Genomic DNA, 19,020 nt, shown 5'->3' with positions numbered 1-19,020 from the left:
GCAACGACATCAGTAGCAGGTGAGCGGCTGGAGTGCGTCGGCGGCGCGGGGTGTCAGCGCCTCGTATGCGGCGGCCATCGCCTTGACCGCCAAGCGGAGTTCGGGTTCCTGGTGGGTGAAGGGCAACCGGATGAAGCGTTCGAACGCGCCCTGGACGCCGAATCTCGGTCCGGCGGCGAGCAATACGCCGTGGTTGGGCGCGGTGGCGGCCAGTGCGGTGGAGACGGGCGCCGGTAGCTGCGCCCACACGGACATGCCGCCCGCGCCGTAGCTGAGCCGCCACTCCGGCAGCTCGTCGGCGACGGCCTCGACCAGCGCGGCACGTTGCGCGCGCAGCTGGTCGCGGCGGCGATCGAGGATGGCGTCCGCGTTGGCGAGCAGGTGGACGGTGGCCAGCTGGTCCATCACCGGGGTGCCGAGGTCGACCGTAGAGCGGATGCCGAGCAGCTTGGTGATCAGCGGCTGGTTCGTGCGAATCCAGCCGACCCGCAGGCCACCCCAGAACGACTTCGAGGCCGATCCGATGGTGACGATCTCGTTCCCCTTGGCGAAGGCGGCCACCGGCGGCTGCGGCTCGCCGGACAGGTGCAGATCGCTCATCGACTCGTCGATCACCACGGTCATCCGGGTTTCCCTGGCGATTGCGGCCAGTTCGGCGCGGCCGTCCGCATCGAGCACCAGGCCGGTCGGATTGTTGAAGTCGGGCACCAGGTAGGCCAGCGTCGCCGCGGTTTGTCTTGCGGCACTGCGAATTCCGTCGAGATCCCAGCCTTTGTCCGGATACTCGGGGCGCAGCGGCACCGGCACCGGCCTGGCGCCGACATCGCGGATCGCCTCGATGGCGTTCGGGTAGGTGGGGTGGTCGATGAGCACCCGGGCCGCGGGCGCGGTGAGGACATTCAGCAGCAGGCGCAAGCCGTGCTGGGCGCCCAGGGTGACCAGGATCTGGTCCGGTTCGGTGGGCAGGCCGCGCTCGGTGTAGCGGCGGGCGATCGCCTCGCGCAGCGTGAGCACGCCGACCGGATCCATGCCGTGCGTGCCGAGGTAGGTCGGCAGGCCTTCCAGCGCAACCGAATACGCCTCCTGCATTTCCAGCGGGGCGGCCATCGCGGCGTAGGTCATGTCGATGGTCGGCAGCTCGGACGCCGCCATCATCGCCATGATGCTCCTGGCCGGTTTGCTGCCATCGTGCTGCACGTCGCGCGGCAGGGCGACGGTGCTGCGCGAACCCTGGCGGCTGATCAGGTAGCCGTTCTCGCGCAGCAGCGAATAGGTGGAGGTGATCGTCGTGCGGCTGACCCCGAGGGTGGTGGCGAGGTCGCGTTCGCTTGGCAGCGCGACGCCGAGCGGGGCCCGGCCGTCGTGGATCAGCAGCCGAATGCCCTCGGCGAGTGCGAGATACGCCGGGCGGGCGGAGCGCCGAGACGACTCGATCTCGCCGTCCTCGACCACATTCCGCCACCGACCAAGGTCGCGAGCCAAGGTGCCCGCCCCGATAACTCTTGTCGCCATAAGGTCCAGTATCGAGGGAGTGGCTATTTAAAGCAAGGCCAGTCGGGGCGCAAGCTGGCAGCATGACCACCTTTGCCACCTTGCTCGTCGTCGCCGCCTTCGGCTACCTGATCTATCGCTACCTGCCGAAGGGCGCCCAGCGGGCGTTCCGGCTGGACCGATACCACCCGAGCGGCCCGATGTCCGACTGGACCTCCTCGTACTACGACGAGCAGCGGCGCTATTCGGATCTCGCCGCCATCTACGGCCGCCGGGACGCGCCGGACCAGCAACCGGAGCGGCTCGCGCCTGAGGTTGCTCCGGTCCGCCGGACCGAATCGCCGAAACCGGCCATCGCCAAGCCGGTCCGGCAACCGGTCGAAGCGCAGCTCGCCGAGTACGCATGGCGCTCCCGCCGGACCGTCGCACCTCGCGTCGATCAGACGCGGCGACCGGCGAAGGGCGTCCGGGGACTCGTCACGGATCCGAGCACGCTGCACCACAAGGCCAGTTGAGTAAAACTGGACTGATATCTCGCAACTTGTCGGTCCCGCCGTGCACACTGAGACCATGAGTGACGCCAGTTGCCTGTCCGCCGAGGCAACACTCTTCGACACCGCGATCGGCCGTTGCGCGATCGCGTGGAGCGGTGCGACCGTGATCCGGTTCCAGCTCCCCGAGGCGACCCCGGCCGCGACTCGCGCGCGTATCACCCGCCGCCGCACCGGCCTGCCGGACAACGAAGTCCACGAAGAGGCCCCCACGGGCATGATCGCCGAGGCCATCATCGGCATCCGTGCCCACCTGGCAGGCGAACTAGACGACCTGCGCTGGATCCCCTTGGACACCAGTGGAATTCCAGAATTCCACCGCGCGGTATTCGAGGTCACCCGCGCGATAGATCCCGGCCACACCCTCACCTACGGCCAGGTGGCCGATCGCATCGGCGCGCCAGGCGCCGCCCAGGCCGTCGGACAAGCCTTGGGCCGCAATCCGATTCCGCTGATCATTCCGTGCCATCGAGTACTCGCCGCCGACAACGCGCTGACCGGCTTTTCCGCTCCGGGCGGCATCACCACCAAGCAGAACCTACTCGAGATCGAACGCACACCAGGGTTCGGCGAGCCAACTCTGTTCTGAGTAAACGGTTTTCGCACTCGTCCGGGGCACGATCCGGCATTCCTCGCAATGCGGGCGCGCGACCAGCCCGAGCGGCACCGCGACCTCCACGGGTTTTCCGTAAATAACGTTCACGACATACCAGGCACAAGACCGGCATAGTGAGCAGTATCACAGACTTCGCGGGGTCCGGTCTGTCGCGACGCCGTCGATGAATCCACCCACCCGGCACCGTCTGTACAGGCAAGGCGGCAACCAGCGTTGGCCGACACCCGCGTCGAAAGTGAGATTGTTGTGGAGACCGTGACCTCCGCCGACGGCACCGTGATCGCCTACGACCGGCACGACGGCCACGCCGGAACCGTCATCCTGATCGGCGGTGCTTTCGGCTACCGGAAGTTCCCCAAGATGGTCGAGCTGGCCACCACCCTCAACGAGCACTACGGTCTCACCGTCCTCAACTACGACCGGCGGGGCCGCGGCGACAGCACCGACGCCGGCGGTTACGACGTCGAGCGCGAGATCGACGACATCGCCGCCCTGGTCCAGGCGGTAGGCGGCTCGGCCATGCTGTTCGGCTGGTCGTCCGGCGCGGCACTCGCGCTGCGCGCCGCCGGGTCGGGGCGCATCCTCGGGATCACCAAGGTGGTCGCCTTCGAGCCGCCGTTCGTGGTCGACCACGACGGCTTCGTCCCGGCCATCGACCTGGAGACGACGCTGCACGAGCTGGTCGCCGCCGACCGCCGCGCCGACACCGTCCGCTTCTACCTGACCAAGGCGATGGGCATCCCGCGCCCGATGGTCTCGGTCATGCGTTTCACGCCGTTCTGGAAAAACCTCGTCGCCACCGCGAACTCGACGCCGCACGACTGGGCCGTCATGCGCGACTACATGCGCGGCGAGCCATTACGCACCGACGACTGGACGACCGTGAAGGCGCAAACCCTGGTCATCGCGGGCGCGAAGAGCGATGCCCTGCTCCGCAAGGGCGCGAAGGCGATCGCCGCCGTCCTGCCCGATGCCGAGCTCCAGGAAATCGCCAAGCTCAGCCATAACCCGAACGTCAGCCTGCTGGCCCCCGCCGCCGGCGAATTCCTCACCGGCACAGCGGAAATCACGGCCTAGCGGGACGAAGCAGCTAGCTCGGAGACTTCGCACCTCTCGACAGGTACGCGAGCCAAGCGCGACAGCCGTCAGGCGGTGGCCCCGAAGCCCGCGCCCGCGCTGCCGCCGAGGATGCCACCCGCGACGCCGCCGACCACAGCGGCGGGGATACCGAGGACCGCGGCACCGGCTGCCGCGCCGACTCCGGCGCCGATCGCGGCGCCCGCACCGGTGGTGGCTGCCGCGATCGGCCAGGCCGCGACGAAGGCGGCACCGACCGCGGGGAGCGCGCCCGCGCCACCGGTCGGAACTCCCGCGGCGGCAGCCGCGATCGCGCCACCGGCCGCGGTTCCGGCGACACCGACCGCGAAGCCGATGCCCGCACCGACGCCTGCGCCGATGGCGGCTCCACCGAGTCCACCGACCACGGCCGCCGGGATGCCCGCAATGGCAGCACCGGCCAGTGCCCCGCCGACCGCGCCCGCGGCGGTCGCGGCGGCGATCTTGTCGGAGCGGGTGGGGTTGATGCCGATGGAGCGGCCGCCGGTGGCGATGGCGGCCTCGACGTCGGCGGCGGTGGTGGTGTTGACGCCGTCGAGCAGGTCGTTGGGGACCTCGTCGGGGGCCGGGGCGGAGAAGTCACCGATGCGCAGGGTGCGCGCGGGCGGGGCGATCGGGGCGACGGGCTCGACCGGCTGCGGCGCGTGCAGCTGCTCCGGTTGGATCGGCGGCGCCGGTTCGGGCGCGGGGACCGGGCGGGCGTAGTTGAGACTCTGCGAGTCAGCGGGGTCGGCCGGGGCGGGCTTCGCGCCGGTGACGCCCTGCTGGTTCGGGGTAGTGACGCCAGGCTGGCTCGGCGTGGGCGCCGCCGGGGTGGTCGGGTTGCTCGGCGTGGTCACGCCGGGTTGGGCCGGGGTGCCGGGATCGGCGACCGCCACGCCCGCGCAGGCGACCGCGATGGCCAGCGGAAGGGCGCCGACGATCGGGCGCAGGGTGCGCCGGGTCGTCGGATTGTTCAGTTCTCGATACCGACGAGCCACGTCGAAGCACCACCATCAGGTTGGGTCAGCCAGCACGTCCCCGCGTACTGCGCGCTCGAACCCTATCTGTAGCTGATCGGATGCTGTCAAATTGATAAGGCGACTTCACGCAGCCCGGCTACACCGTCCCTGCCAGGAAAAATGCCTGAATTATCGCGATATTTCTCCCGGATCCTCTGCGAGAACATCATTAGCTGAAAGATGACCGTAGCTCGATAGGGAATGCCTAACCACCTCGGCCAGAACCAGATTCACCCGCACTCCGCCTGCGCCAGGTACGCAACGATGTGGTCCCTGCGGCGGTCGGGTGTAGTCCTTTGGCCGCAGTCCCGACGCTACCTGCGGCGGATTCGGCGAGACGGGGCCCGGTTGCAGAATCGGTCTGCACGCACTCGCGGTCGACATCGACAGGCAAGACGGAGGGTGGACAGATGGCCACAGCAGCGGCTCGTTCGCCGGACTTCACGGATCAGCACGCCGTCGAGCCCGAATCGGCACTGCCCCGGATGGCGTGGCGGCCGGTACTCGCGGTCGCGGGGGTGGTCGGGCTGGCCTTGCTGATCGCCAGCCGCAACTACGGATACTTCTTCGACGAGGCCTATTTCGTGGTGGCCGGCCGAGATCACCTGGCGTGGGGCTACTTCGACCAGCCCGCGCTGGTGCCCGCGCTGGCGGCGGCGATGCAGCACCTCGCGCCGGATTCGCTGATCATGTTGCGGCTGCCCGCCACGGTGGCGGCGGTCGCCGGGACCATCCTCACCGCGCTGATCGCGCGGGAGTTGGGCGGTGGCCGCGGCGCACAGGTGCTTGCGGCGATCGGGTACGCGCTGTCCTCGGCGGTGCTCCTGTGCCATTGGCTGGCAACGTATTCGCTGGATCCGGTGTTCTGGACCGCCATCATCTGGCTGGTCGTCCGGTGGGCCCGATTGCACGCGGCGGGACGGCCCGACGACCGATTGTTGCTGTATGCGGGCCTGGTGACAGTGTTTTCGCTGCAGACGAAGTTCCTGGTGCCCGCACTGTGGGTGGCACTCGTGCTGTGCGCGTTGGTGTTCGGGCCACGGCGACTGGTCACCCGCCCCGCGTTGTGGCTGGGTGGCGCCGTCGCCGCGTTGGCGACGGTGCCGAATCTGGTGTGGCAGCAACGAAATCAGTGGCCCTACACCCACATGTCCGAGGTGGTGGCCGCCGAATTCCCCGGCGTGGGGCGGTTTCTGTGGGACAGCGCGTCCGGAGCGGGTCTCGCGGTCGGCTTGCCGCTGCTGCTGATCGGCGCGCCCGCGCTGTTGATCAGCACGAGGTTTCGGACGTACCGATTCGCCGGTGCCGCGCTGGTCCTGGTTTTCCTTGCGTACCTGGCGAGTTCGGGTCGCTCCTACTACGCGTGCGGTTTGTACGCGCTGCCGATCGCCGCGGGTGCGGTGGTCGTGGCGTCCGTGGCCAAGCACATCGCCGCGCGCGGTCTGGTCGCGGTCGTGCTGGCAATCGGCATCGCGATGGGCGCGGCGGCCGTCCCGGTGTACCCGCGCTCCTGGGCGGAGCGCATCCCGGACACCAACCTCATGCTGACCGCGAAGGCTTTCGCCCAGTCCGACACCATGATCGGCGATCTTTCCGACGCCGTCACCGCGGCATACAACGGGCTTCCCGACGAGCTACGCGCCCGGACGGCCATTGTCGCCGACAGCTATCCGTTCGCCGCCGCCGTCGACCTGCATCACGACTCGACCGGCCTGCCAAGGGCATACAGCGGGCATCGCGCCTACTACTACTTCGGCGCCCCACCCGAATCCGCCACCGCCGTCTTGTATCTCGGCACCCCACCCCCGGCACTCACCGCCGCCTTCACCAGTTCTGAACCCGTAATCCCAGACCTGGCAACTCTTTTGGTCGACCGCACCGTCCCATGGAGCACCCTCTGGCCCCAACTACGAGCCCAATAACGACCACCCACCCGCGGTGACGTTCAGACGGACGACTCGCCGCGCATCAGGGCACCCAGGGACTCCCGATCGGTGACGTCCATCTTGATGCAGGCACGGTAGAGATGCCCCTCCACGGTGCGGACCGAAACGGTGAGGCGGTCGGCGATCTGCCGGTTGGACAGCCCCGCCGCGACGAGATTGGCGATCTCGCGTTCGCGGGCGGTCAGCGGCAACGGCTGCGCGGCCTGCCGCAGCGCGGGCGTACTGGCCCCGCCGCAGGCCGCGGCCAGGCGATTGGCCGCGGCGGCGGATTCCAGCAGTCGGCGACGATCACCCGCGCGCTCGTGCGCGGAGGCCGCCTGGGCGGCGGCGTCGGCCGCGGAGAGCAGCGCGCCGATCTGCTCGAATTCGGCTGCGGCTGCATCGAGTCCAGGCCCGTCGTGCGCCGCGAGCGCGACCGCGTGCTTGGCCTGCGCCTGCACCAGCCTGCCGTCCACCCTGGCCGCGAGGTCGGCGAGCCTGCCCGCCGCGGCGTGCTCGCCGAAGCGGGCCGCGGCGTGCAATGCCATGGCCTCGATGGCGTGCTGGTTGGCCCGGGCGGCCGCGTCGGCCGCGCTCATCGCCAGGCGGATGGCCGGGGTGACGGTGCCTTCCGCGGCGGCGTGCCAGGCCCGCGCGATCTCGAGCTGAGGCTCGTAGACGGCGCTGTGCCGACCGCCGCGCGCAGTCGCCTCCCCGATGGCCTCGGCCGCCTCGGTGGACCGGCCGAGCGCCGAATACGCCTCGGCCAGCCGGATTCTCGCGGGGAACATCCAGGCGGCCGCCCCCTCGGCGGCGAGCGCCGCCAGCGCCTGCTCCAGATTCTCGATGCCGTCCGGGAAATGCCCCTGCGCCACATCGACGGTGCCCTGCAAAATCTTGGACATGCCCCACGCCAGGTACTGGCCGGGCGCCGAATAACCGAAATATGCTGCGGCACAACGCCTGGCGGCGTCGAGATCGCCGGTCAGGGTCAGCGCGAGCACCTCGGCGTGCGTCGACATGAAACGGTTGAGCCCGTCGATCTCGCTCTCCACCTCATGTCCGCGTTCCGCGTACTGCCGGGCGGCCTCGCCCTTGCCCATCAGCGCCAGCGCGAGCCCGCCGCCGAAGGAGGCCCACCAGATCGCCCACGGCGGTGCGCCATTCACCGCCATCGCCTGCTCCGCCTCGGTGATCGCGATGTCGATCCGGTTCTCGTTGACCGCGCACGCGGAGGCGAGCCCATCCAGGATGGCGCCGATCTTCGGATGGGAGACCTTGGCGCGCACCAGCTTCAGCACCTCGTCGGCCCGATCGGCATCGCCCATGGCCCACAACAGATTCGCCACCCTGGTGCTGCCCCAGCGGGCCAGCTGCACCTCCGTGAGCTGGTCGGGGTCGAAGCTGGCCAGCGTGCGTTCTGCCTCGATGCGATGGCCCTGCCACAGCAGCGCCCGCGCGAGCAGATCGGCCGACTCCACCCCGCCGCGACGCTCCACCGCCGCCCTGGCGAAGCGCTCGCCGAGCTGCAGATTCGCCAGTCCGATGGCATCTGCGGCGGCCGCCTCGAACAGCTCGAGATCGGCGGATTTGTCACTGTCCAAAGCCAATTCGGCCAGCCGGATCCGGTCGGCGGCCGAGTTGATCGGCCGCTCCTTCAGCGAGGAGTACAGCCGGCCGCGCAACCGGCGGGCCGAGGCGATGCCGAGCCTGCGCCGGATCACCTCACCGAACAGCGGATGGTTGTAGCGCACGATCAGCTGGTGCGAATTCTCGACAACCCGGATGACGCCACGGGTTTCGGCGGATTCCACCGCCCCCTCGCCGGCCAGTTCGGAAAGCACGTCGAGGTCGATCGGTTCGCAGAAGGTGAGCAGTTCCAGCACGTGTAGCACGTCCTCGGGCAGCTGCTCGACCCGATCCTCCAGCAACGCGGCCAGTTCCGAGGTCACCGCCGCGCGCCCGCGCAGCTGCCACACGCCGTTCACCTGGCGCAGCGATCCCGCCTCCAGCGCGCCCTCCACCAAATGCCTGAGGAACAAGGCATTTCCACCGGAGGACTCCCACATCAGGTTCGCGGTGAACCCTTCGAGTTGCCCGCCGAGCATCGACTCGACCAGGTCAACGCTCTGCCGCTGAGTGAACGGATTCAGATCGATGCGCAGCAGGTGGCCGTCTTTCCACAGCGAGGTCACCGCGTCGGGTACCTGCACCCCGCTGCGCACGGTGGTCACGATGTGCGCAGCCTTGTCGATGGCCAGTTGCAACAACAGCGTCGCGGACAACTGATCGAGCAGATGCGCGTCGTCGACACCGATGATGGTGTGCCCGTCCGCGAGCAGCGCCTCCCGCGCCGCCGACATGAACGTCACCGGATCATGGGCGGTGTATACGCCGACCATATGCGCGAACACCCCGAGCGGGATGCTGCGCGCCGATTCGGTGCCCGCCACCCAGCGAATATTGCCGCCGACCGCCGCCGTCGCCTGCCTGGCCAGCGTGGTCTTGCCGACCCCGGCGTCGCCGGTGAGGACCGCACCGACATGTTCAGTGCCGGTGAGAGCAGCGCGAATCGCGTCGAACTCGGTCACGCGCTCGACCATCGGCCAGTTCCGAGCCATGACTCTTACTGTAGTTCTAACCGATCATGGAACCCAGACAACGAACGATGAACGGCCACAATCATTCAGTCGGGCTATAACTTTCCGGTCTCAGCCGAGCACGTCGTGCCGGACAATGGTCTGATCGCGACCCGGTCCGACGCCGATGCAGGAGATCCTGGCCCCGGACAGCTCCTCCAACCGAAGCACATAGGCCTGCGCGTTCGCGGGCAGCTCTGCGAAGGTGCGGGCCCCCGAGATGTCCTCCCACCAGCCCGGCATCTCCTCGTAGATCGGCTTCGCGTGGTGGAACCCGGTCTGCGTGGTCGGCATCTGCTCGACCCGCTCGCCGTCTACGTCGTAGGCGACGCAGATCGGCACCGTCTCCAGGCTGGACAGCACGTCGAGCTTGGTGAGGAAGTAGTCGGTGATGCCGTTGACCCGGGTCGCGTAGCGGGCGATGACCGCGTCGAACCAGCCGCAGCGCCGGGCCCGGCCGGTGGTGACACCCACCTCGCCGCCGGTCTTGGCCAGGTAGGTGCCGAATTCGTCGAACAGTTCGGTCGGGAACGGACCGGAGCCGACCCGGGTGGTGTAGCACTTGAGGATGCCGAGCACCGCGGTGATCTTGTTCGGCCCGACGCCCGCGCCGACCGCCGCGCCACCCGAGGTCGGGTTGGACGACGTCACGTACGGGTAGGTGCCGTGGTCCACGTCAAGCAGGGTGCCCTGCGAACCCTCCAGCAGCACGGTCTCGCCGTTCTCCAGCGCCACGTTCAGCTTCAGCCTGGTGTCGGCGATGCGGTGCTTGAAGCCCTCCGCCTGCGCGAGCACCTCGTCGACCACCTGCTGCGGGTCGAGTGCGCGCCGGTTGTAGATCTTCACCAGCACCTGGTTCTTGAACTCCAGGGCGGCCTCGACCTTCTGGGTGAGGATCTTCTCGTCGAGCACGTCGGCGACGCGGACGCCGACCCTGGCGACCTTGTCCTGGTAGCAGGGGCCGATGCCGCGGCCGGTGGTACCGATCTTGTTGTTGCCAAGGAAGCGCTCGGTGACCTTATCGATGGCCACGTGGTACGGCATGATCAGGTGCGCGTCGGCGGAGAGCAGCAGGCCCGAGGTATCGACGCCGCGCTCCTCCAGTCCGGCCAGCTCGTCGAGCAGCACGCCGGGGTCGACCACGACGCCGTTGCCGATGACGTTCGTCACGCCGGGAGTAAGGATGCCGGAGGGGATCAGGTGCAGCGCGAAATTGTCGCCGTTGGGCAGCACCACGGTGTGGCCCGCGTTGTTGCCACCCTGGTATCGGACCACCCACTGCACCCGGCCACCGAGTAGATCGGTCGCTTTGCCCTTACCCTCGTCGCCCCACTGGGCGCCGATCAGGACGATTGCCGGCATGGTTCTATCTCCTACGGTTCGACGTGCAACACCCTGAGCGATGGCAGCCGGTGGAAACCGGCGGGGCGCGATGAGCGCCGTGTTGCAGCTACTGCCGTGTCGAGGCGGTGGCCGGGAGCACAGTCTAGTCGACGCGTCGGCGGCGGCGTCGGACCGCATCTCGCCGTAGGCTGATTGGCGGCGCTCGTGAGCCCTCCGTGGGTACACGGCGCCGCCGCCTTCGGGCCTGACGCGCACGCGCAGGGCTCGACGACCGGGTGACCGAAGCCGGGCCGGGCTATGGTTGCTGCCGTCGGGACCGGGCAGGGTTCGGCGGAACTGGCGAAGGGTCCGACGGTGTGTCGGCTCGAACCGAGGAGGGTGTACGGCAGTTTGAGTACCCACGTTCTCCGTTGCGACGGCGCACCGGTACCTATCGCCCTCGCGGCGCTGCCGACAAGTTCGACGGCCGCCATTCCCGATACCACCGAGATCGACGAACTTCTTCCCGTGCTGGCCGCCGACAGCCTGCCTCGGCTGATCGTGCTCGGTGACGACGCGGCGCTGGCCACCGTGCTGACCCACCTGATGCGCACCGAACGGTTGCACGTGGAGATCGGCTATGTGCCGGTCGAGAAGACCTACGGCTCCCGCGCCTATCAGACGGGCACCGGAAACGCCGCCGCCAAGCGGGCCATCGATGGCCGGGCCACCGAGGTGCCGCTGATCCGCGACGACACCGGCCAGGTGCTGGTCGGTCGTGCCAAGATCACCGGGGTCGGCGAGGAAAAGCTGGAGGGGGAGGCCTACGTGGACGACGTGCAACTGTTCGCAGGCAAGATCACCGCGCTGCTGGTGTCGCCGACGCTGCACCAGCCCGGCGTGCGGGCCACCGCGCAGCGGGGCATGCGCAGGCGCCGCTGGGTCGAGGGGCGCGCCACCCAGCTCGGCACGCCGGGCGCGGTGGTGACCCGGGACGGCATTCGCAGCGAGCGAACCGTGCCGCGATCAAGTTTCTACCGGCACAACGAGCCATGGTTGCTCGTCCGATGACCGACCGATTTTCCATCGAACGCCGCTCGCGCGCGGTGCGGCCGAGCCCGATCTTCCTGCTCGTCGTGCTCATCACGGTCGTCGGCGGCGTGCTGGCCTGGGGCGCCGAGGTGGACTCCACCCGAGCCAAGGTCGGCGTGTTCGTGCTGGTGGTGTTCGGCTGGATCATCACGCTGTGCCTGCACGAATTCGCGCACGCGTTGATGGCCTGGCGGGCCGGCGATCACGAGGTCGAATTGCGCGGGTACCTCACGCTGAACCCGTTGAAGTACAGCCATCCGCTGCTGTCGATCGTGCTGCCGATGGTGTTCATCGCGCTGGGCGGCATCGGCCTGCCCGGCGGCGCGGTATACGTGCACACACACAACTTTTCGCCGCGCACGCAACGGATCATCAGCGGTGCCGGCCCGGCGGTCAACGCGCTCTGTGCGGTGCTGCTGTTGGTGATCGTGCGGATATTCGGCAGTGCCGGTTCACATCCCGCGCTGTGGTTCGGGCTGAGCTTCCTCGGGTTCCTGCAGATCACCGCGGCCCTGCTGAACCTGATCCCGCTGCCGGGACTGGACGGCTACGGAATTCTCGAGCCCTCGCTCAGCTACCAGACCCGGCGCGCGCTCGATCAGTTCAAGCCGTTCGGCATGCTGATCCTGTTCGCGCTGCTGTTCACCCCCGCCATCAACGGTGTCTTCTTCGACGCCGTGTACGCGTTGTTCGAAGTGTCCGGGGTGCCGTCGAATTGGTCCCGCTACGGCAGCTTTCTAACGCGCTTCTGGACCTGACGGCACGCCGCCGACGGGAGGTCGGCGGCGATTCGATCGGTCCGCGCGAACTCGATGATGAATACGGGACAAATGGGGTAACCCCCGAAGCAAGATCGGCGGCAACCACCCGCCGACCCGCGCCCGTACAGCGAAAACCGGCCGACCGTCGGTTATTTCGCTTGCCAGAAGCTAGACGTTGGAGCAGAACCATGACCAACACGCAAGCAACGACGGTTCTTTCCGTGGTGATTCCCGCGCTGAACGAAGCGAAGAGCATCGTGCGCACCCTGGACCGTCTCGTCGTCCAGGACGCGATCGACGAGATCATCGTCGTCGACAACGGCAGCCAGGACGACACCCGGCAGATCGTGCGCGACTACGCGATCACCCATCCGGCGGTCACCCTCATCGAGGAACCGGAACCTGGCATCCCGGCCGCGCGCAACGCCGGATTCGACAGGGCACGAGGCGATTTCCTCGCAAGGACCGACGCGGACACGCTGGTCGGGCCGGACTGGGCCGAGGTCATCCGGCACAACCTGACCGCGCGGCCGGACACCGCCGCCCTCACCGGCATCACCACCTATCACGACTCGCCGATCGGCTTTTTCCTGAAATTCGGCCTGTACCTGCAGGATCGGCGCGGCAAGCTGGGTGGCCCGGTCGGCAACATGCACGGCCCCAACATGGCCATTCGCCGGTCCGCGTGGCGGGCGGTGCGCGCGGAGACCACGACCAAGCCGGACGTGGCCGAGGATCTGGACCTGGCGTTGTGCCTGACCAAACGCGGGCTCCGGATCGACCAGCTGACGAACATGCGGGTGCAGACGTCGGCTCGACGCCGCAGGACCTGCCCGCGCGACTGGTGGCGATTCCAGCTGACGGGGTTGCGCACCATCACCGACCAGGGCTATCAGGTGCGCCCGTTCCATCGGGCCGTGATCGTGGGCGCCTGGCTGACGCATACCATGCAGTGGCCGATCTACCGACTCTGGGATTTCGACCGTCGTCGCTTCACGCTGCGTCCGGCGCCGGCCCGGGTCTCCGCCGTCGGCGACACGTCGAGTCCCACCTGACACTGGTGCCCCAGAGGCTTGGGGATTCTGTCTGTGCGCCAAGACAACTAGGGTCGAACCCGTGATCATCTCGGGCGGGCCCGCCCGGTAATCAGCGGTTTTCGCGGTCGCGTGCATCGACCGTTGCCGGACCTGGCCACGAACTGTGGCCAGGTCCCACACACCCTCATCCCCCAAGCCACACGTCTGTTCTGGGCAGGTAACAGACCGTTCTGGTGATAATTCCGCATGCCCGACCGAGAATTGGAGCAACACCACCATGAGCACCCCCGATTCGGCGACGGCGCTATCGATCGTCATCCCGGTGCTGAACGAGGCCGCGTGCATCACGCAAACCCTCGACCGCCTCGTGGCCCAGGACGCGATCGACGAGATCATCGTGGTCGACAACGGCTCCGACGACGGCACCCGCGAAATCGTCAGCGACTACGCGCTCAGCCACCCGAAAGTCGAACTCGTCGAGGAACCACAGCGCGGTGTCGCGCGGGCCCGCAACGCCGGATTCGACAAGGCGCGTGGCGATTTCATCGGACGCACCGACGCCGACTGCCTGGTCGCACCCGACTGGGGCACCGTCATTCGGCAGCACCTGACCCAGCATCCCGACGTCGCCGCGGTCACCGGCATCACCACCTACTACGACTCGCCGGTCGGCTTCCTCCTGAAATTCGGCTATTACCTGCAGGATCGGCGCGGCAAGCTCGGCGGCCGGGTCGGCAACATGCACGGCCCGAACATGGCCATCCGGCGCACCGCCTGGCTGGACGTGCGGGCGGACACCGTGGTGCGGCCGGACGTGATCGACGATCTCGACCTCGCGCTGTGCCTGACCAAGCGCGGCCTGCCGATCGACCAGCTCATCGACATGCGGGTGGAGACCTCGGCCAGGCGCCGCCGGACCAGTCCGCGCCGCTGGTGGCAGTTCCAATTGGGTGGCCTGCGCACCATCACCAACCAGGGCTACCAGGTGTTGCCGTTCCATCGGGTCGTCATCGTCGGCGCCTGGCTGGCGCACACCGTGCAGTGGCCGATCTATCGACTGTGGGACTTCGACCGGCGCCGCTTCACGCTGCGACCGGGTCAGGCCAGGATGTTCCCGCTCAGCCAAGCGGAAAACGGCAGCTGACGAACGCGGAGCCGCCCGGTCGGACCCCCGGCCCAGGCGGCTCCACTCCTCGCATCGGGCGAACTGCCCCTACCCGCGGCCACCACACCTATGGCCGATGGGGCAATTCGCTTGTGTGCGAAGTGGTCGACCGCGACACCCCTCGTTCGATCGCGGTCACTTGTTCAAGTTATGCGGCGAGGACTGCCGGAACACGAGTAGCGGACTACCCCAAAGAGCAGCGCGGGCGCCCCGGCGACGACGGGTGACCACCCGCATCTGGCACGAGTGTCCAAAATCCGCTGAGTAGTGCTCAGTCCTCGGGCGTCACGAACGGCTTGGGCACCGTCGGCGGAAGCAGCGCGATCGCGGAGATGCGCTTCACGCCGCACACCTGCATCAGGTCGACCACGATCGACCGCACCTGTGCGAACACGACATGGGCCGAAAGCCCGGCGCCTTCAACGAGTTCCGGACGCGCCTCCTTGGCGACGGTGCGCAGCACCCTGGCCGCCTCGGCCTGGTCGGGCTGCTCGTCCGGGTCGGCGAGCATCATCCTGCGCACCACTTCGCTTGCCTGGCCGAGCCGTTCGACCTCGTCGATCAGGCGCGGGTCGAGTATCTCGTCGTCCTGGACCAGGGTGAGCGAGCGGCGCAGCAGCACCCTGGTGTTGCGCACCGCGTTGTCGAGCGGATCCGCCGTGGCCTTGATGCGTTCGAGGCGAGCCCGAGAATTCCAGTACAGCGGGGAGATTCGGCTGATCTCCTTGCCGCCCTCCAGCGTGGCACGCAGCGTATCCAGCTGCGGTTGCGTCGCACGGACCGCCGCGAGGGCCGCGCGCAGCTTGTCGGGATCCTGTTCGAGCAGGCCATCACCGCACTCGGTGAGCGACTTGCTCATCACCGCAAGGATTTCCGCGGCCTGCTCCCGGGCGCGCCGCACCGGGTGCAACGGAATCGACGCCACCACAACAACTCCCACCAGTCCGCCGACCAGTGCGTCGATCATCCTGGAGAAGCCGCCGCCCGCCGAGGGCGGCAGCAGCGTCGCGACCAGCACGGCGGAACCGGCCGCCTGCATGGTGATGATCGATCCGCCGTCGAGGAACACCGCGGCGGCCATGGCGACCGCGACCACCAACGCGATCTGCCACACGCCGGTGCCCGCCCTGGTGATGAACAGGTCGCCGATGCCGATGCCGACCGCGACACCGACCACCAATTCCACCGAACGCCGCAGCCGCGCGCCGAACGAGATACCGATCGACACCACGGCTGCGGTGGGCGCGAAGAACGGCTGCGGGTGGCCGACGAGCTCGCGCGCGATGAACCAGGCCAGCGCCGCGCCGACCGCGCACTGCAGAATCGGCAACGCGGACAGCCGCAAGCGCGCCCACGAGGCACGCAGCCGATCCATGCTGCTGGCCCGGGCGAGGCCGACGCGGGGTCTGATATTGCGGTCGAGCACACCCGTCACCCGACCGCCGCCCCCCACCGGATCGCTTCGCGATACTGCTTCACTACGGCTCAGTCGAGACCGAGCTCGGCCGCGGCACGCGGGTCGCAATCCTCGAGCAGATCCAAGCAGCGCGCGTGCTCCTCGGACTCGCCGATAATCTTGGCGGCACGGGCAAGCGCGCCGACACTGCGCAGAAAGCCACGGTTGGGCTCGTGGCTCCACGGCACCGGCCCGAAGCCCTTCCACCCGTTGCGACGCAACAGGTCGAGGCCGCGGTGGTAGCCGGTGCGGGCGAACGCGTACGCGGCGACTACGTCGTGGTTGATCGGTTCGTCCTGGGCTTCGCCCCTGGTCAGCGCGGCTTCAGCCAGGTAGGCCCAGGCGATGGACGCGGCCGGATGATCGGCCGCGACGCGCACCGGATCGGCTTTGTCGAGCAACGCTTCTTCCGCGTCGGAGATTTCGGGGAGGAGTACCGGTTGCGGGCCGAGCAGATCACCGAACGAGGTCATGCGGTTCATTGTGCACCGATGTCCGATTACCTTCGCATTCACTCCGGTCAACGGACCGACATTCGCCGCGGCCATGCGCGGTCTGAAGTCGGACTTCGTTCGGGTGTGCCCGTTAAGCTGGCCGTCGAGTTCAACTGTTCCGCCTGAGCGAGGGGTAGTGCGTGTCCGACCCGAACGACGACAAGAACCCGGCGCGGGAGAGCGCCGACCCGGCAACCCCGGCCGCGGCTGACGCACGCCCCGACGCCACCACGGAACGCAACCCGGTCGCCGGAGCGCCGAGCGAACCCTCGCCCGCCGCTCCCACCCGGCCCATCCCCGCTCGGGGTACGCCTGGCACCGCGACTCCGGCGGCCGCGGGTTCGGCCACGCCCGGCGCGGCGAACTCGACTCCGGGCAAATCCAGCGCGCCGGCCGACTCCGCCACTTCGGGAAGTACGGACTCCGCCGCATCGAAGGCCCCGAACGCAGGCCGAGCTGCCGGCGGCTCGGCGGCCGGGAGTAGTCCGGCTGCCGCGAGTAGTTCACCCGCGTCGCCGGACAAGAATGCCGCGGCGCCCGGTGCTCCGAAGACCGGTGCGACGCCCGGAAATACCGCGGCGACAACGCCTTCCGCGCAGGCTGGCGCGAAGCCCGGCCAGGCGGCCCCGGCCGACCCGCCTTCCGCCGCCGGGCAACAGCCAGGTTCGGCGGACCCCGGCGCCATCCCCAAAGTCAGCGCACCGGCTCAACCCACGAATCCGCCTGGTCCGACAGCTTCCCGTTCCGGATCCGCCGACGCGGCGAAGCAGGCGACCGCGAAAGACTCGACGGAGCGGCACGGATCGGATTCCACCGGTACCGCGACCCCCGGTACGGGCGGTGTCAACGCACCGGGCAGCGGAACTGCTGCTAGTGCTTCGACAGGCGCGAAAACAAGCGCGGCGCAACAGAACAGCCCCGCTTCGAGCAACCCCAAAGCCGGGGGCGCCGAGACCGAAGCAATCCAACGCGACGGCAAGAAGAAGTCCGCGCCCGAGCCTGCCGGGTCCGCGCCGGGCTCGAAAACCCCGGCCGCGCAAAAGGACAAGTCGCCGTCCGGCAACCTGGTAGCCGACATCGCCAAGGGCGGCGCCTCCGGCGGGACGGCGGAAGCCCCAGCGATCAAGCGCGAGGACGCGCAGCCGACCGGCGACGCTCCGGCGGCCGGTGCCCCCCAAGGCGGAACGCCCAGCGGCACAGCCGCGTCCGAGGCAAAGACCGAGGCGATCAAACGAGGCTCTGCCGGTGCGGCCAAGGCCGGTGCGCCCGGCAAGCCCGCCGAAACCGGCAAGCCCGCCGAAACCGCGCAAGCCGCGCCGAAGGACGACGTACCGGACGGCGACGCGCCGACCACGGTGATGCGGGTGCAGCAGCGGCCCACGCCGCCGGTCGAGGAGGCCGCTCCTGACGCGGACACCGTAAAAATGCAGACGGGCACGCAGGGCACCGGCCAACAGGCACCGCCCGGTTCCGAAGACGTGACCGTGGCCATGCCGGTAATCAAGCCGGACGACGCGCAAACCGTCGCCTTGCCGATCCAGCGCCCCGCCGACGCGCCGAAGCCCGCCGGTACCGACCGGGTGACGCCCGGCGCGGGCCGCGTCCCGATCACCAAGCCCCCGGCCACGCCGCGCCCCGCCTCAGGCCCGAAACAGCCCGGCCCGCAGGGACCTTCGTCGCCACCGGGCGGTCCCGCACCGGTCGAGGACACCCGACCGGCGCAGCCGCATCCCGGCCTGCCGCGACAGCAGGCCTCGGCGCCCTCCCCCGCGGATATCCAGCCGACGATGCCCGCGCAGCAGCTCGGCGGCCAACGGCCGCCGCAACCGAGGCCGATCGCACAGCCGCAGCGGATCACCCCGCCCGCGCAGGCACCGGCCGCCCCTGGCGAGCCCGCGTCCGAACCGGGCCGCTCCAAGCGGTGGCTGCTCGCGGTGGCGGGTGCCGCGGCGCTGGTGGTCGTGTTGATCGGGGTGATCGTGGCGGTGTTCGTGAACTCGACGGACAATTCCCCGGAATCCGGGGTCCGCGCCGCCATCACCGATTACACCCAGGCGCTGAAGACCGGCGACCTGGCCACGCTGCAGAGCACCACCTGCGGCCCGCTGCACGACTTCTACAAGGGCATTCCCGCGGATCAGTTCGCCGGCGTGTACCAGCTGTCGACAGACCGGCGCACCATCCCGGTGGTGGACGAGGTCGACGCGGTCAAGATCACCGACAAGACCGCGGTCGCGCAGGCCACGATCTACACCGAGGCCGATCCGAACAAGCGCTCCGCGCGCACCTTCGATCTCCAGCAGACCGACAACGGCTGGAAGGTCTGCGACCCGCCGACCAGTACTCCGTAAAC

Annotated in this window: 15 protein-coding genes; 9 read left to right on the top strand and 6 right to left on the bottom strand. The window is 68.9% G+C overall.

Annotated features, from left to right (window positions below):
• Positions 1-9: 9 nt before the first annotated feature.
• Positions 10-1,512 carry a PLP-dependent aminotransferase family protein gene (locus ACIA8C_RS12305; protein ID WP_397133740.1) on the bottom strand — a complete coding sequence of 501 codons (1,503 nt, stop codon included), beginning with the start codon at positions 1,510-1,512 and terminating at the stop codon, positions 10-12.
• 62 nt (positions 1,513-1,574) lie between these two features.
• Here ACIA8C_RS12305 and ACIA8C_RS12300 point away from each other — a divergent pair, with 62 nt between their 5' ends.
• The 3 genes from ACIA8C_RS12300 to ACIA8C_RS12290 all read left to right on the top strand — a co-directional run bounded on the left by ACIA8C_RS12300 (position 1,575) and on the right by ACIA8C_RS12290 (position 3,735).
• Complete coding sequence (locus ACIA8C_RS12300; protein WP_397133738.1) at positions 1,575-2,006, top strand: hypothetical protein; 432 nt, start codon at positions 1,575-1,577, stop codon at positions 2,004-2,006.
• Positions 2,007-2,061: 55 nt separating this feature from the next.
• Entirely contained in the window at positions 2,062-2,631 is a 570-nt protein-coding gene (locus ACIA8C_RS12295; RefSeq protein WP_397133736.1) for a methylated-DNA--[protein]-cysteine S-methyltransferase, read from the top strand.
• A 273-nt stretch (positions 2,632-2,904) separates the two neighbouring features.
• On the top strand, positions 2,905-3,735 hold the full coding sequence (locus ACIA8C_RS12290; protein ID WP_397133734.1) for an alpha/beta fold hydrolase: 831 nt from the start codon (positions 2,905-2,907) through the stop codon (positions 3,733-3,735).
• A gap of 68 nt (positions 3,736-3,803) precedes the next feature.
• On the opposite strand, the gene ACIA8C_RS12285 is transcribed toward ACIA8C_RS12290, so the two are convergent.
• Positions 3,804-4,754, bottom strand: coding sequence for a hypothetical protein (locus ACIA8C_RS12285; protein WP_397133732.1), 951 nt, complete (start codon positions 4,752-4,754; stop codon positions 3,804-3,806).
• Positions 4,755-5,185: 431 nt separating this feature from the next.
• Between ACIA8C_RS12285 and ACIA8C_RS12280 the strand changes: the two genes are divergently transcribed.
• Positions 5,186-6,697, top strand: coding sequence for a glycosyltransferase family 39 protein (locus ACIA8C_RS12280; protein ID WP_397133730.1), 1,512 nt, complete (start codon positions 5,186-5,188; stop codon positions 6,695-6,697).
• Between the two features lie 23 nt (positions 6,698-6,720).
• Here ACIA8C_RS12280 and ACIA8C_RS12275 read toward each other — a convergent pair whose 3' ends face one another.
• Positions 6,721-9,321, bottom strand: coding sequence for a LuxR C-terminal-related transcriptional regulator (locus ACIA8C_RS12275; RefSeq protein ID WP_397133728.1), 2,601 nt, complete (start codon positions 9,319-9,321; stop codon positions 6,721-6,723).
• A gap of 90 nt (positions 9,322-9,411) precedes the next feature.
• The gene (locus ACIA8C_RS12270) at positions 9,412-10,701 is read right to left on the bottom strand and encodes an adenylosuccinate synthase (RefSeq protein WP_397133726.1); all 1,290 of its coding nucleotides are present in this window, start codon (positions 10,699-10,701) and stop codon (positions 9,412-9,414) included.
• A 372-nt stretch (positions 10,702-11,073) separates the two neighbouring features.
• Here ACIA8C_RS12270 and ACIA8C_RS12265 point away from each other — a divergent pair, with 372 nt between their 5' ends.
• The 4 genes from ACIA8C_RS12265 to ACIA8C_RS12250 all read left to right on the top strand — a co-directional run bounded on the left by ACIA8C_RS12265 (position 11,074) and on the right by ACIA8C_RS12250 (position 14,696).
• Positions 11,074-11,733 (top strand): hypothetical protein, encoded by a 660-nt coding sequence (locus tag ACIA8C_RS12265; RefSeq protein WP_397133724.1) that lies wholly within the window; start codon positions 11,074-11,076, stop codon positions 11,731-11,733.
• Positions 11,730-12,512, top strand: a complete 783-nt coding sequence (locus ACIA8C_RS12260; protein WP_397133722.1) for a site-2 protease family protein — start codon at positions 11,730-11,732, stop codon at positions 12,510-12,512. Before ACIA8C_RS12265 ends, ACIA8C_RS12260 begins: the two co-directional genes overlap by 4 nt.
• A 191-nt stretch (positions 12,513-12,703) precedes the next feature.
• A complete protein-coding gene (locus ACIA8C_RS12255) occupies positions 12,704-13,570 on the top strand; it encodes a glycosyltransferase (protein ID WP_397133720.1) in 867 nt (288 codons plus the stop codon).
• 259 nt (positions 13,571-13,829) lie between these two features.
• On the top strand, positions 13,830-14,696 hold the full coding sequence (locus ACIA8C_RS12250; protein WP_397133718.1) for a glycosyltransferase: 867 nt from the start codon (positions 13,830-13,832) through the stop codon (positions 14,694-14,696).
• A gap of 292 nt (positions 14,697-14,988) precedes the next feature.
• On the opposite strand, the gene ACIA8C_RS12245 is transcribed toward ACIA8C_RS12250, so the two are convergent.
• The gene (locus ACIA8C_RS12245; protein WP_397133849.1) at positions 14,989-16,092 is read right to left on the bottom strand and encodes an aromatic acid exporter family protein; all 1,104 of its coding nucleotides are present in this window, start codon (positions 16,090-16,092) and stop codon (positions 14,989-14,991) included.
• Positions 16,093-16,202: 110 nt separating this feature from the next.
• Positions 16,203-16,646 carry a DUF3151 domain-containing protein gene (locus ACIA8C_RS12240; protein WP_397133716.1) on the bottom strand — a complete coding sequence of 148 codons (444 nt, stop codon included), beginning with the start codon at positions 16,644-16,646 and terminating at the stop codon, positions 16,203-16,205.
• Between the two features lie 161 nt (positions 16,647-16,807).
• Here ACIA8C_RS12240 and ACIA8C_RS12235 point away from each other — a divergent pair, with 161 nt between their 5' ends.
• Positions 16,808-19,018 carry a hypothetical protein gene (locus ACIA8C_RS12235; RefSeq protein WP_397133714.1) on the top strand — a complete coding sequence of 737 codons (2,211 nt, stop codon included), beginning with the start codon at positions 16,808-16,810 and terminating at the stop codon, positions 19,016-19,018.
• The last annotated feature ends 2 nt before the right edge of the window (positions 19,019-19,020 follow it).

This window comes from Nocardia sp. NPDC051321 (genome assembly GCF_044455225.1).
Taxonomy (GTDB): Bacteria; Actinomycetota; Actinomycetes; order Mycobacteriales; family Mycobacteriaceae; genus Nocardia.
This window is presented reverse-complemented; position numbering and strand designations above follow the sequence as displayed.

Coding starts and splice junctions, on each gene's coding strand:
- ACIA8C_RS12280 (WP_397133730.1), top strand. CDS start 5,186: ATGGCCACAGCAGCGGCTCGTTCGCCGGACTTCACGGATCAGCACGCC.
- ACIA8C_RS12240 (WP_397133716.1), bottom strand. CDS start 16,646: ATGACCTCGTTCGGTGATCTGCTCGGCCCGCAACCGGTACTCCTCCCC.
- ACIA8C_RS12250 (WP_397133718.1), top strand. CDS start 13,830: ATGAGCACCCCCGATTCGGCGACGGCGCTATCGATCGTCATCCCGGTG.
- ACIA8C_RS12275 (WP_397133728.1), bottom strand. CDS start 9,321: ATGGCTCGGAACTGGCCGATGGTCGAGCGCGTGACCGAGTTCGACGCG.
- ACIA8C_RS12305 (WP_397133740.1), bottom strand. CDS start 1,512: ATGGCGACAAGAGTTATCGGGGCGGGCACCTTGGCTCGCGACCTTGGT.
- ACIA8C_RS12270 (WP_397133726.1), bottom strand. CDS start 10,701: ATGCCGGCAATCGTCCTGATCGGCGCCCAGTGGGGCGACGAGGGTAAG.
- ACIA8C_RS12260 (WP_397133722.1), top strand. CDS start 11,730: ATGACCGACCGATTTTCCATCGAACGCCGCTCGCGCGCGGTGCGGCCG.
- ACIA8C_RS12300 (WP_397133738.1), top strand. CDS start 1,575: ATGACCACCTTTGCCACCTTGCTCGTCGTCGCCGCCTTCGGCTACCTG.
- ACIA8C_RS12245 (WP_397133849.1), bottom strand. CDS start 16,092: ATGGATCGGCTGCGTGCCTCGTGGGCGCGCTTGCGGCTGTCCGCGTTG.
- ACIA8C_RS12255 (WP_397133720.1), top strand. CDS start 12,704: ATGACCAACACGCAAGCAACGACGGTTCTTTCCGTGGTGATTCCCGCG.
- ACIA8C_RS12295 (WP_397133736.1), top strand. CDS start 2,062: ATGAGTGACGCCAGTTGCCTGTCCGCCGAGGCAACACTCTTCGACACC.